Consider the following 13205-nt stretch of genomic DNA (forward strand, 5'->3'; position numbering starts at 1 on the left):
CCCTATCTTTACCTAAAGCTCAACTTTAAGGCTTCTATCACCATTGTTAGCGCCGTTATAATAAAGACAAACCATAGACAACGATTGTTGTCATGATTATTTTGCTCTCATCACCCTCAAACTTACAAATCCAAAGACTACTGAAGTTAATACAAAACTTTCTATTAATCCTTAAAACACTATATCAGTCATCTTCTACTCCTTTGTAAAATGCCCTCATTTTTTATCATTTACTAGTTACGTTTAGGTACTTGTGGCTTTTTGAGAAAAAAACTGTACACTTAATTTCGCAAAATAATATTTTTTGAATTGACCGAATTTTACAACCGCAGTATACTTGGTATACCACATACCAAAGGAGGTTATGAGAAAAGAGACAGATTAGGGTACTCTCTATTTTTATCTTTCTGGTATACCACATACCAATAGGGCATCTTCAAAGACATCTGGTATACCACATACCAATTCTTTAACCCTATTTTAAATTGATTGAACTTTACAATTACAGTATACTTGGCATACCACATGCCAGGAGGGTTTCAACAATGGAAAAAATAGAGACAGGTAAGGCTTTAAGAGATATAGCTTTTGAAGCAATTAAGAAAGCAATTTTGAATTATGAACTATTGCCGGGTCAAGCAATATATGAAAGAGATCTAAGTGAAAAGTTAGGAATAAGTAGAACTCCTATAAGAGAATCTCTGTCGTTGTTAGAAAGAGAAAAATGGATAATATCTAAGCCACGAGTTGGTACGTTTATTAATGAAATGACAGAAGAAAATGTAAAGGAAGTAATGGAAATTCGGATGATTTTTGACCGTTTTTCACTTGAAAAAGTATGTGGAAATATAACATTAGAACAAATAAAAATTTTAGAAGATTACATTAAGGAACAGGAAAAAAATAAAACAAACCTGCAAAAATTTATTCAATTAGATCAGGAGTTCCATTCTCAAATCGTTTTATTTGCAAAAAATGAGCGAATAGAAAAATGGTTTGAGGAAATTAGTGATCAGATAAGATGGTTTGGATTAAAAGCGATAACTAAAAAATCACGCATTGAAGAAACAATTTCTGAACATAAGGAAATTATAAAAGCTTTAAAATCACAAGATATAAATAAAGTTCTGATAGCTTCAAATATCCATGTCAGAAATACAAAAAATGTTATTATTAACCAATTAAAGGGGAATTCATTTGAAGAAAGTGATTAATTTACATCTTTCCAATGGAGAGGTTAAAAAACACGAAATTAATATTAAGAAAGTAATTGTTGTTGGGTATGGAGGGAGAAATATAGAAAAAATTCAGGAGCACATTGATGAATTAAGCGAATTAGGAATTGCACCCCCACCTAGTGTACCTATGATATACCCACAAAAACTAGAACAACTAAATTTTTCTAATGAATGCCAAGGAAGCAGATATTCTTCTGGGGAAGCAGAATATATTTTATTTCACGATGGAAAAGAGTGGTTAGTTACCCTTGGTAGCGATCATACGGATCGGGAAGTAGAAAAAGAAGATATTTTAAAGTCTAAACTAATATGTGATAAACCGATTGCATCGGACTTTTGGAGATTAGCGGATTTAAAGGAAGACTGGGATAACATTATTTTACGTTCCTATGTAACTTCAAATGGAGAAAAATATTTATATCAAGAAGATACTTTAGAAGCACTTTTAGAAGTTGATGTTTTATTTGGTAAACTAGATAGCTTAGGGGAAAAGGATCTAGAAAACACTGTTATTTATTCAGGTACTGTTCCAACAAAAAGTGGATTCATTTTCGGTGAAAAATTTGAATACGAAATTGAACACCCGAAGTTAAACAGAAAAATTAAACATCATTATTCAATTGTTAACTAAAGGGGAGACTTCTTGTGAAAAAGAAACCAACAAAAGTTAGATGGGGACTAGCATTCTTTTTCTTTATTATTGGTGTAATCGCTTACATGGATAGATCGAATATTTCGATAATTGCTAAACCAATGATGGATGATTTAGGCTTAGATAAAGTTCAATTTGGGATGCTTGCATCATTATTCTCATTAGGTTATGCGTTAATGCAAATTCCAGCAGGTCTTTTAGCAGAAAAATTTGGCCCAAGAAAAATGGTCACCTTTGCTCTAATATGGTGGTCTGTATTTACGGGATTAACTGGTTTAGTTAAATCTCATGGGTTGTTATATGCGGTGAGATTCTTATTTGGCGTAGGAGAAGGGCCAATGTTCCCAGCTAACGCCGTATTTAATACAAACTGGTTTAGAAGAGATGAAAAGGCTAGAGCATCTAGTGCTTTATTGGCAGGTTCCTATTTTGGACCAGTTATAGCTCCTATTGTTACAGTTTATATTTATCAATATTTTGGATGGCAATCAGTATTTTATATTTTTGGGTTAATAGGAATAGTCATTGCAGGAGTATGGTGGATAATTGGTAGGGACTATCCAGAAATTCATAAATTAGTAAATGAACAAGAAAAAGAATATATATTAGAAGGCAGAGAAATTGTTAATACCGATAAGGCAAGAGCACCATGGAAAACATTTTTGAAAAGCTATAGGTTTTGGGCATTAGGACTGCAATATTTTGTTGTTTTATATATCATTACGTTCTTTTTAGTTTGGTTACCTACATACTTACTTGAGGATAGAGGATTTTCATTAAGTAAAATGGGATTTGCTGCAAGCCTACCGTGGTTAGCAATTTTAATAACTGTAATGACAGGTGGCATGCTATCTGACCGTTTAGTACGTAAAGGTTTTTCAAAACAAATTTCTAGATCTTCTTTAGCTATCTTGGGTTTAATCGTATTTATTATTTCAATGTACCTGGCTGTTAAGACTGTGTCACCATATCAAAATGTTTTATGGTTATCGATATGCTTAGGTTCACTAGGTTTCACAGTAGTATGTTCTTGGGCTTCTGCTACAGACTTAGGCAGAAACTTTTCCGGTTCCGTTTCGGGTTGGATGAACTTGTGGGGAAATCTAGGGGCATTTGTTTCACCGTTGTTATGCGGTTGGTTGGCAGAGAAATTTGGATGGAATATCACGTTAGGACTAACTATAATCCCTGTATTTATTGCAGCTATATTATGGTTGTTTGTAAAACCTGATAAGTCATTATTAAGTACAATTGAGGAGTGACAAGTGTGAATTATTTAGTATTTCAAATGGAATTGGAAGTTGGAAAACCAGAAGAAAACAGGAGAATCATAGAAAGCTGGTTAGAAGCAAATTACAGTGATGATTTAGATGTTATAGTTCTTCCTGAAATGTGGTCAACCGGCTATGCTTTGGAAGAACTGAGAGAAATCTGTAAAGTGGATGGTAATCAGTCCATTGAATTTTTACAATCACTGGCTAAGAAGTTTAATGTAAATTTGATAGGTGGCTCGATTGCTGTATTAGAAGGTAAAGACATCTATAATCGCGCTGTTGTTGTCAATCGAATGGGCGAAATTGTTCATGTATACGATAAGATGCATCTTGTTCCAATGTTAAATGAACCAAAATTTCTAACAGGCGGTCATAATCAAGTTGAAGTATTTGAACTTGAAGGTGTAAAGATGGGGGTTATTATTTGTTATGATTTACGATTCCCTGAAATTATCCGTGACTTAGCATTGCAAGGTATTCAAGTTCTACATATTGTAGCAGAATGGCCACTTGCGAGGGAAACTCACTGGAATACGTTAATTCGTGCTCGCGCAATTGAGAACCAAATGTATGTTGTTTCATCCAATGTTACCGGAATAAAATTAGGAGTAGTATTCGCAGGTTGTTCGCAAATTGTAGATCCCTGGGGAGACATCGTTCAGAAATTAGACCAAGAAGTTGGTGAAATAAGAGCAACTTTAGATTTTGAAAAAGTACTGCAAATAAGAAGAGAAGTTCCCATATTCGAGACTAGGGTACCAGAGAAATATAGAAAATTATAATGTATTTAGTGATCAAACTATCACCTTCGAATGTTTAGTTATTTTTGTAAGACGATAACAAGCCTTTATGTTTTACGGTAACTTCTTAAATCGAATGTATTTTTTGTTAATATCGACATCATGAAACTATTCTCCTTTCATATTCAATTTTCGACCAAAGGAAAATATCCCGATCGAGCATAAAGAATGCTAAAAGCTGACTGCTGGTCCATAAGTAATGGAGGTTAAATCAATTGAGCACAGATAATTTTATAACTACTACACAAGTTTTGAATGAAAAAGCAGTTTTATCTGCTCTTGAATTAAATTTAGCCATGATCGAGTTTAATTTACAAGGCGAAATAATTTGGGTTAATAAAAACTTCTCAAACACTTTGGGATATGAAGTAAAAGAAATGAAGAATATGAGACATAAACAATTATGTACTGAGGAATTTAAAAACAGTAAAGAATACGTTTTATTATGGGATAACCTCATCAAAGGAATAAAGTTCCAACAAAAAATGCAGAGAGTTGATAAATGGGGAAATTTATTATGGCTTGAAGCTACCTATATACCAATTCGAAATGACAATGGAAATGTAAGTCATGTTTTGAAGATTGCCACAGATATTACAGAACGTGAAAATAAAACAAGGGATGTTATAGCTCAATTAAATGATATGTCTACAGAGTTAGGGAATATGGTTGTTTCAAAATCTAATGAAAACATTCAAGCTCTTAATTCTCTAAAAGAAGACACTAAGTTAATAAGTGAGGTATCTAAATCTATAAGATATATAGCTTCTCAAACAAACCTATTAGCATTAAATGCAGCCATTGAAGCAGCCCGTGCGGGGGAACATGGGAAAGGATTCGCAGTGGTTGCAGATGAGGTCCGTAAATTAGCCAATAATTCTGATGAAGCTATAAAGGATGTCAACTCTTACTTAAATCACATTACCGATGAAGTAACAAAGGTTAGTGATATCACGGAAAACTTACAAAAGTTAGTTGAAATCACTCAACTAAAGATTGATAAAATAATGAATGAGTTTGGATGATGATTTCATAAAGGACCCAGGCACTTTAATTTTGTGCCTGGGTTTTATAATAAATGAAAATTTTTTAAAAATAATTGTATCTGTTTAATTCCAAACAAACTGAATTAAACTTGTATTTATTAAACATCACCAATATATATATATTGGAAATTTCCTTTGTGATCGTATACAAAACTTATCAAAAGCTTTTCTTCTTTTTCCAAGTTTTCTAAATAATAACCAACTTCTGTACTATTGGATTGAACATTTAAATAAGCAATGAACATTGGGAGTTTTGCTTTCTCAATTGGGAATGCCGCGCTATTTGTATTGTCTGGGGTCTTGAAGTTTATCTCACCATGTAACACATTAAAATCAGCGTGATAATCAGTTTTTATTTGTTCATATTGTTCTTCGTTGATCAATCTCATAATCGTTCTGGATGTACTATCAAATTGTTGGAGATATACACTATAATCACTTTTCAAATTCTGCAATTCATCTTTTAATTTCTGATTTTCTTCTTTAAGTTCGTTAATTTGAGTTGTAAGATCTTGAGTAATAGAAGTTTTTTCTTCTTTATCGGAACAACCTATTAAAATTACAAGGATACAAAAAAATATACCTAACTTAATTTTTTTCATGCTATTCCCCCTTAATATAAATATACATTGCAGCTAAACGAATTTTAATGTAAAAATTCGAAAGCATTAGAGAATTTGTTAAGAAATGTTCTCAAAGTGGTTTATAATCTTCTACAATCGGGCGCTTTGTTTGAAGACCATTGAGCTGCTTAAACAGCTCTTAATAGGATGAAGAGGACTAATTTATGGGGATATGCATGGGCAATGGTTGGTCTGATTACGGCAGGCTTCGGTAATGGCCAAAACCTTAATTTGGCTGTACCTGCCAATCTAATTTATCAGATTGCTCAAAACTTTATAGAATTAGTGACTTGTATTTCCACTATTCAACCATTGCTTTTTCTTTCGTAATCTTATAGAATGTAGAACGGTATAAATGAACGATATAAAAATCCTTTAATACGGTCCAGAGAGGCTGAAAAGGGCTATGTGATATTTTTAAGCTAATATCTTTGCTTTGTCATGCCCTTTTGTCCTCTGTGACGGAAGGGCTTTTATTATTGATCCATACCCCTCTTTTAAAGGAAGTCCCGTGAGGCTTCAAAAGAGAATGGACAAGACAGCTATAATCCATTCACTAAAAGAGATCGACAACTAGAAAATTGGAGGCTAGAAAGAATGGATTATCGTAAAAAAACCGTGGTCGCTTCAGTGGCAGGGCTGACGCTAGAGGGAATGGACATTATGTTTATTTCTTTTGCTATGACAATGATTATTGCAGAATTTAATATTGATCTTGCAACGGGTGGATTGATTTCATCCATCACGAATATGGGGATGCTACTTGGTGGTATTGTTTTCGGTGTGTTAGCAGATAAATATGGTCGAGTAAAAGTGTTTACCTATACGATTATTTTGTTTGCCATCGGAACGGCTTTAACAGGAGTAGCAACAAGTATTGAACAAGTTTATGTTTATAGATTTATTGCTGGTTTAGGTGCTGGCGGAGAATATGGTATTGGTATGGCCCTTGTAGCGGAGGCTTGGCCAAAGAATAAACAAGGCAGAGCATCCTCCTATGTCAGTGTGGGCGCACAATATGGAGTGATTTTAGCAGCATTGTTAAGTGCTATTATTTTACCAACTTTAGGGTGGCGTGCATTATTCTTTGTAGGATTACTACCAGTTATTTTCGCCTTTATTGTACGTAAAAATATTGATGAATCACCAGAATGGTTAGCAGCGCAGAAACAACAAAACAATAAGCAAGAGAACGGGAAATTGGCACAGTTATTTGCTTCACCACGTATCACCATGACAACACTCTCGCTGATTTTAATGGCTACTGTTCAAATTGCAGGCTATAATGGTCTGATGATTTGGCTACCTTCGATGTTACAGAAATCGCAAGGTTTATCGGTTTCAAGCTCAGCATTATGGACAATTAGTACTGCTGTAGGAATGATTATTGGTATGCTGACGTTTGGTAGATTTATGGATCGTTTTGGTGCTAAGCGGACATTCGGTATCTTTTTAGTAGCCTCTGCATGTGCTGTATTCCTTTACTCGTTTGCAACGGGCGCAGTTGCGATATTAATAGGCGGTGCGGTTGTAGGATTCTTCTCTAATGGGATGTTTGCAGGATATGGAGCATTAATTAGTAGCTTCTATCCAGTACAAATTCGCAGTACAGCAACAAACACCATTTTTAACTTTGGACGAGCTATAGGTGGGTTTTCACCAATCTTTGTTGGCTATATTTTACAAAGCTACGATATGACTGTTGTTATGATTTACTTAGCAGCACTGTATTGTATTTCCTTTATCGTTATGCTAACGCTTAAGAGCTCAGGTAAGGAATTGCAAACAGCATAATTTTATAGAGCACGAAAGAACGAATTCCACTTCTGCAAATGGGATTCGTTCTTTTCTTTATTAGTATTTAATTATAATAAACCCTTTGAACGTTTTTCAGCGATTTCAACAAGGCGTTTTGTAATCTCTCCTCCAACGGAACCATTTGCGCGAGAAGATGCTTCTGGCCCAAGCTGAACGCCAAACTCTTGTGCAATTTCATATTTCATTTGATTGACAGCCTCATGTACACCAGGTACTAGAAGTTTATTTGAACTGCGGTTATTGTTAGCCATTGTTCTCACCTCCTTGACCTTAGAATGGTTGCGATTAAACTTTTCATACATTTAAAAAGTAGGAAATGCACACGCTATTTGCTAACAACAACAACTTGTGGAAAGCTAGCAATAATCAGCAAACACTCTGTTATAATTAAGCCTGGCTCTTTACTATATAAGGTTAATTAAAGGAGGAATATAAAATGACGAATAATGATATCTTAATTCGTTTACGCTATGCGTTCGATATAAAAAATGTAGATATGGTAGAAATTTTCAAACTTGGTGGCATGGATTATACAAAGGAAGAAGTATTAAATATGCTGATTAAGATTAATGATGAGGAAGAAGCGCCAGAAGAATACATCAAATGTAATAATAAAATGTTAGAGGCATTTTTAAATGGATTAATTACTTTTAAACGTGGGCCTCAGAAACCCAAGGAAGGACAGGCTGTTGGACCGTTACCTGTGTCAGGTAAAGAAAGCCCAAATAATATGCTACTAAAGAAAGTAAAAATTGCTTTAGCTTTAACAACTGAGGAGATGCTTGAAATTTTATATGAAGGCGGCATTAAAGTTACAAAAGGTGAATTAGGTGCTATTTTAAGAAATCCAAGTCATCGTAATTATAAAGAGTGTGGCGATTCATTCGTACGAAATTTTTTAAGGGGCTTAACATATAAATATAGAGCCTAATGCCCAATAAATATCAATCATCAAGTGCCAATTTTTTCTTTGAAACTCGTTGACAATTTGTGACGAAATTGTGTACAATAAATTTATCACAAAATGTTCACAAAAAAGATGAAAAATGTTCACAGACAAAGGGGTGCTTGTATGATTTATTTTGACATCTTATTAGTAGCTATTGCATGTATTACAATGCCTTTTATTGTTGCGGTTATGTTAGATATTTTTTATGCGGAACGAAAAAAAGTACGCTTTTCATTACGTCGTACTTCAGTATGGTATATCGCTATGTTTGCATTATCCTTTATACCATCCGTATTACTTGTTACACAAAACGTATAATTTATTCAAACACTTAGGGGTAAGTGAAATGAAAATAAACAGCTACAACGCTAATTGAGGTTGTAGCTGTTTTATTTTGTTCAATAGATGAATAAAAACTTTAAAATAATGTATTTTTAAGCACATAAATAATTATTAATGAAGGTTAAGATAGTATAAAGTATGTATGTTTTAAGAAGAGAACATTGACTACTTTTACCTACTGTGTTAATTTTGGTAGGGAAATATAGGCAAATTTACTGAAAAGTAAAGACGCAAAGCTACAGGTCTAAGGCAATAAATGCTATGACGGCTGGGTTGCAAAAGAGTGCTAGTTGTATCATTCTAATTCTAGTTTTTGTTCTTTTATGCCTATTTCTTTTGGAATAGGCATTTTTTTTTGCAAGTAAAGTTCAAAGGAGGAAAAGGGGAAATGAAGTTGTTAAAAAACACATCACTAAAAAATAAGCTTTTACTAACAGTCTCTATTGTTGTATTACTGCTTATCGCTATTATTACGACGCAAAGTATTAGTGAATTGAATAATCGGATGAATGTGGATTTGGAGCAAGAATTAAAAAGTGTTGGTTTATTAACTGCTATGAACTTAGACAGTGATGAAGTAAAAGAGCTGCTGTCCGAAAAAGGGGAAACAAACGCAAAGTTTACAAAGATCCAAAAGCAACTTGATATGATTCAAGAACAGCAAGGTATTATGAGCTGGAGTTATATTTGGGATGTAAAGGATGAGGGTGGCGTCAATCCAATTGGCTATACCTCTAATTTAAATGAAGTATATGAAGCTGGTGAAATTTTTAATGATTTAGCGGATGAACATGTAGAAACAGCAAAATTAGCTATTGAAAATAATAGTACAGAGGTAACTGATATTTTCGAGGATCCTTTTGGTTCTTGGAGAACGGTTTTTAGTCCTATTAAAGATGATAATGGCCAACTAATCGCCCTATTAGGGATTGATTACTCCGCTGATTATATCAATACGATTATTAAAACAAGTGTGATTAAGCAAATTGTCATTGCCATTATTGGTATTTTAATTTTATTAATTTTAGTTTACATAATTATAGATCGACTTTTAAAGCCACTGAAAAAAGTAGTGAATGTAGCCAATCAAGTGGCAAATGGTGAATTAATCGATGTTGATTTAGAGACATCAAAGGATGAAATTGGAAAGTTATCTGAATCCATCCGAACAATGGTGGCCAATTTGCAACATATTATTTTAAACATACGCAATACATCCAATCACGTTTCTTCAGCCGCCAATCAATTAACGGTACATGCTGGTGAAACCTATAACAGCTCCACAAATATTGCTCTAGATATGAATCAAATTACACAAAATGCCGAGGCTTCGATGACTATGACAGAAGAAACTGCTGCTGCTATGGAAGAAACTGCAACAGGTATTCAGCAAATTGCTGATTCTGCAAACACAGCTGCGGAATCATCTATTTCAGCATCACAGGCTTCGGAAAGAGGAAATGAAGTTGTACAACAAGTTATTGCGCAAATGGAGTTAATTAATGATTCTGTTGAACAAATAGGGGCAACCATTAATGGACTACATGTTAATACTAAAAAAATAAGTGAAATTGTTAGCTTAATTACTGCTATTGCGGATCAAACAAATCTATTAGCATTAAATGCTGCCATCGAAGCGGCACGAGCAGGTGAACATGGTAAAGGCTTTGCCGTTGTTGCGGATGAGGTGAGACGCTTAGCTGAACAATCCTCTCAATCCGCAACAGAAATTTACAATTTAATTAATTCTATTCAGTCTGATTCAAACGCTTCTATCACGGTTATGGAGAAAGGCAAAGAGGATGTTAAGGTAGGGATGGCATTTACCAATGAGGTAGGTGAAATCTTTAAAGAAATTCTTACTTCCTCAGAAGAGGTGGCTAGCCAAATACGTGAAATTTCAGCAGCCTCACAACAAATTTCTGCCTCCTCAGAAGAAGTGGCGGCATCTGTTAATAATATTAAACAATCTGCAGAGCAATCAGCAGAATTCTCTTCAAATGTATCGAAATCTACACAAGAGCAATTATCTACCATGCAGGAAGTAAAGGATGCCTCTTCATCATTGGGCAAAACAGCAGAAGAGCTGCAAGGTCTTGTGGCAAAATTCAAATTGGAGAATGATCATAATGGACATTAATTTTACAGGGAAAAATGTTTTAATAACAGGCTCTAGTAAAGGAATCGGTAAAGCAATTGCATTAGGCTTTGCGCAACATGGAGCCAATATTTTAATTAATTATATTGGGGATGAGCAAGAGGCAGAAGCTGTACGTGCTGAAGCCGAAAGGTATGGTGTGAAAGCTTTAATATTCCACGCTGATGTTTCTAACTCACAAGAAGTACAAGCGATGCATCAATTTATGGACGAGCACCTCGGGGAAATTGATATTCTTGTAAATAATGCTGGATTTGCACAGGGTTCCAGCATTACAGATTTAACGGATGAGCAGTGGGATCGCATGATTAAAGTTCATTTATATGGCTGCTTTTATAATTGCCGTGAAGCAGCTAAAAGAATGAAGGAACGTAATACAGGAAAAATCATCAATATTTCATCTGATATTGGTAGCTTAGGTTGTGAAGAATTCACGCATTATTCAGCTGCGAAGGGTGCTATTAATGCTTTTACAAAGGCTTTAGCAAGAGAATTAGCACCTTCTATACTTGTCAATGCAGTTGCTCCTAGTGGAACATTTACGGACATTTTACAAGAGTTTGGCGATAACTATGTGGAGGAAGAATCTGCAAAATATCCATTAAAACGTTTAGCGCAACCAGAAGAGATTGCGAAAAGTGTATTATTTTTAGCCTCTAATCATGCTGACTTCTATACAGGCCAAATCTTAACGCCAAATGGTGGCGTCGTAATGAACGGATAATGGAAAACGAAGGAGTAAATAATGTTAAATATTATTATCTTTTGCTTATACTTATTATTTATCTATTACATTGGCTATAAAGGCTATAAGCGTGTCAACACAGCCGAAGATTTAATTGTTGCTGGCTGGAGCATGCCTTTATCCGTTGTAACGGGTAGTTTAGTCGCTGCTTTATTAGCAGCTCCCTTCTTTTTTGCAGCGGTAGGCTCTGGCTATACAAGTGGTGGCTTTGAAGGCTCGGCAACAATGGGTGGTTTAGGGACTTGTATGATTCTTGGAGCACTCATTTGGACAAAGCCATTACGACGTTTAAAGGGCTGGACATTAGCAGATTACTACGGTTTACGCTATGGTAGTAAAAAGCTAGGAGCCTATACAGGGGTTGTTATGGCAATTGCTTTTGGTGTTTTTAATGCAGCGGCGTTAACAGTTGGTGGAACATATATTATTCAGCAATTGTTGCAAATTGATTTTATACCTGCGGCACTTCTATTTGTATCGTTAACAGCTATTTATTCAGTAATTGGTGGTTTATGGGCAGTTGCCTATACTGAAATTGTGCAAGGTGCGCTTGCAGTGGCAGGTATTTTGGGTATTACCATTTTTATTTTGTTTTACTATCCAGACGTTACATTTAATCCTGAGTGGTGGAATATTGGTACATTATTTGAGAAGGCAGGAGCTGAATTCTGGACGTTGTATCTTGTACTAGCACTTGGAGATATTCCTGCAGTTGACCTTGGGCAGAGGGTAGCGGCTGCGAAAAGTCCGCGAGTGGCACAGCGCAGTATGATTATTGCTGGTATTATTGTCATTGCAATTAGCTGGATTCCAGGGATGCTGGGGGAAGCATTCAAGTCTATTTATCCAGATAGCACAAACCCAGAAACATTGATGCTTACCTTTGCACAAGGTTATTTTCCGCCCTTACTAGCAGCTATTTTCCTAACAGCCATGGCAGCCATGGGGATGTCCACAGTAGCTGCATGTTATGTAGCGACTTCGGGGATTGTGACAAAGAATATTTATTTAGATTTTATTAATCGTAACCCTGATCCCAAGAAGCTACTAAGATTCTCGCGCTCTATTATTCTATCTAGTGCTTTATTAGGTTTAGTGCTAGCTTTAAGCTTCCAAAAAGTAATTGATCTAGCTTATTTAGCATGGGATATTATTTTCGTGACAATATTCTGGCCAATCGTTCTAGGACCATTTTGGAAACGTGTGAGTACTCCTGCAGTTTGGGCAAGTATTTCTGTTGGCTTAGTTTATTACATTGTGACATCTCTAACATTCGTACCTAGTCTGACAGTCCAATCAGAAGGCTTTATAGGTCTATTAAATGAGTTATGGCAGGCTCCTGTATTTTCGGGTGTTGTAATAACTGGTATCACCATTGTCGTGGTGAGCTTACTCGTTCCGCCATCTGAGCATGTTCTTGAGATGCACAAAATAGAAAAAGATAAAACATTAGACGACGTAAGTAGTAAAGAAGAGTTAATTGGTCGTTAAAAGCAAAAGCACGGGTTCATTGAAAAGTTCAATGGATTCGTGTTTTTTATTAGAATGAAAAGATAGAAT

Annotated in this window: 14 protein-coding genes, 1 pseudogene and 1 riboswitch; of the genes and pseudogenes, 13 read left to right on the forward strand and 2 right to left on the reverse strand. The window is 35.1% G+C overall.

Going from position 1 to position 13205, the window contains the following annotated elements; translation table 11 throughout:
* The first annotated feature begins 545 nt into the window (after window positions 1-545).
* The 6 genes and pseudogenes from CD31_RS08535 to CD31_RS24170 all read left to right on the forward strand — a co-directional run bounded on the left by CD31_RS08535 (window position 546) and on the right by CD31_RS24170 (window position 4989).
* The gene (locus CD31_RS08535; protein ID WP_036076890.1) at window positions 546-1214 is read left to right on the forward strand and encodes a GntR family transcriptional regulator; all 669 of its coding nucleotides are present in this window, start codon (window positions 546-548) and stop codon (window positions 1212-1214) included.
* Complete coding sequence (locus tag CD31_RS08540; RefSeq protein WP_244905054.1) at window positions 1207-1869, forward strand: DUF2848 family protein; 663 nt, start codon at window positions 1207-1209, stop codon at window positions 1867-1869. The genes CD31_RS08535 and CD31_RS08540 overlap by 8 nt, the downstream gene beginning before the upstream one ends.
* 14 nt (window positions 1870-1883) lie before the next feature.
* On the forward strand, window positions 1884-3152 hold the full coding sequence (locus CD31_RS08545; protein WP_036076894.1) for an MFS transporter: 1269 nt from the start codon (window positions 1884-1886) through the stop codon (window positions 3150-3152).
* A gap of 5 nt (window positions 3153-3157) precedes the next feature.
* Window positions 3158-3946, forward strand: a complete 789-nt coding sequence (locus tag CD31_RS08550; RefSeq protein WP_036076896.1) for a carbon-nitrogen family hydrolase — start codon at window positions 3158-3160, stop codon at window positions 3944-3946.
* A gap of 314 nt (window positions 3947-4260) precedes the next feature.
* Window positions 4261-4569 (forward strand): annotated as a pseudogene (locus CD31_RS24165) (PAS domain-containing protein); the annotation flags it as partial.
* A 60-nt stretch (window positions 4570-4629) separates the two neighbouring features.
* Window positions 4630-4989, forward strand: a complete 360-nt coding sequence (locus CD31_RS24170) for a methyl-accepting chemotaxis protein (RefSeq protein ID WP_258860056.1) — start codon at window positions 4630-4632, stop codon at window positions 4987-4989.
* A gap of 119 nt (window positions 4990-5108) precedes the next feature.
* Here CD31_RS24170 and CD31_RS08560 read toward each other — a convergent pair whose 3' ends face one another.
* Window positions 5109-5612 carry a hypothetical protein gene (locus CD31_RS08560; protein ID WP_036076901.1) on the reverse strand — a complete coding sequence of 168 codons (504 nt, stop codon included), beginning with the start codon at window positions 5610-5612 and terminating at the stop codon, window positions 5109-5111.
* A gap of 168 nt (window positions 5613-5780) precedes the next feature.
* Here CD31_RS08560 and CD31_RS23310 point away from each other — a divergent pair, with 168 nt between their 5' ends.
* Together CD31_RS23310 and CD31_RS08565 are read left to right on the forward strand one after the other, a co-directional pair.
* Entirely contained in the window at window positions 5781-5963 is a 183-nt protein-coding gene (locus CD31_RS23310; protein WP_140423007.1) for a hypothetical protein, read from the forward strand.
* A gap of 267 nt (window positions 5964-6230) precedes the next feature.
* Window positions 6231-7427 carry an MFS transporter gene (locus tag CD31_RS08565; protein WP_036076903.1) on the forward strand — a complete coding sequence of 399 codons (1197 nt, stop codon included), beginning with the start codon at window positions 6231-6233 and terminating at the stop codon, window positions 7425-7427.
* A gap of 71 nt (window positions 7428-7498) precedes the next feature.
* Here CD31_RS08565 and CD31_RS08570 read toward each other — a convergent pair whose 3' ends face one another.
* Window positions 7499-7702, reverse strand: coding sequence for an alpha/beta-type small acid-soluble spore protein (locus tag CD31_RS08570; RefSeq protein ID WP_004225662.1), 204 nt, complete (start codon window positions 7700-7702; stop codon window positions 7499-7501).
* Between the two features lie 185 nt (window positions 7703-7887).
* On the opposite strand from CD31_RS08570, the gene CD31_RS08575 reads away from it, so the two are divergent.
* The 5 genes from CD31_RS08575 to CD31_RS08595 all read left to right on the forward strand — a co-directional run bounded on the left by CD31_RS08575 (window position 7888) and on the right by CD31_RS08595 (window position 13136).
* Window positions 7888-8382, forward strand: coding sequence for a YehS family protein (locus CD31_RS08575; protein WP_036076905.1), 495 nt, complete (start codon window positions 7888-7890; stop codon window positions 8380-8382).
* A gap of 141 nt (window positions 8383-8523) precedes the next feature.
* Window positions 8524-8718 (forward strand): hypothetical protein, encoded by a 195-nt coding sequence (locus CD31_RS08580; protein WP_004225659.1) that lies wholly within the window; start codon window positions 8524-8526, stop codon window positions 8716-8718.
* A 219-nt stretch (window positions 8719-8937) separates the two neighbouring features.
* Window positions 8938-9023: riboswitch (cyclic di-GMP riboswitch) on the forward strand.
* Window positions 9024-9130: 107 nt separating this feature from the next.
* The gene (locus tag CD31_RS08585) at window positions 9131-10882 is read left to right on the forward strand and encodes a methyl-accepting chemotaxis protein (protein WP_036076908.1); all 1752 of its coding nucleotides are present in this window, start codon (window positions 9131-9133) and stop codon (window positions 10880-10882) included.
* A complete protein-coding gene (locus tag CD31_RS08590) occupies window positions 10872-11624 on the forward strand; it encodes an SDR family NAD(P)-dependent oxidoreductase (protein WP_036076910.1) in 753 nt (250 codons plus the stop codon). The genes CD31_RS08585 and CD31_RS08590 overlap by 11 nt, the downstream gene beginning before the upstream one ends.
* Window positions 11625-11645: 21 nt before the next feature.
* Window positions 11646-13136, forward strand: coding sequence for a sodium:solute symporter family protein (locus CD31_RS08595; RefSeq protein WP_036076913.1), 1491 nt, complete (start codon window positions 11646-11648; stop codon window positions 13134-13136).
* Window positions 13137-13205 lie beyond the last annotated feature (69 nt).

The organism is Lysinibacillus boronitolerans JCM 21713 = 10a = NBRC 103108 (assembly GCF_000772935.1).
Taxonomy (GTDB): Bacteria; Bacillota; Bacilli; order Bacillales_A; family Planococcaceae; genus Lysinibacillus; species Lysinibacillus boronitolerans.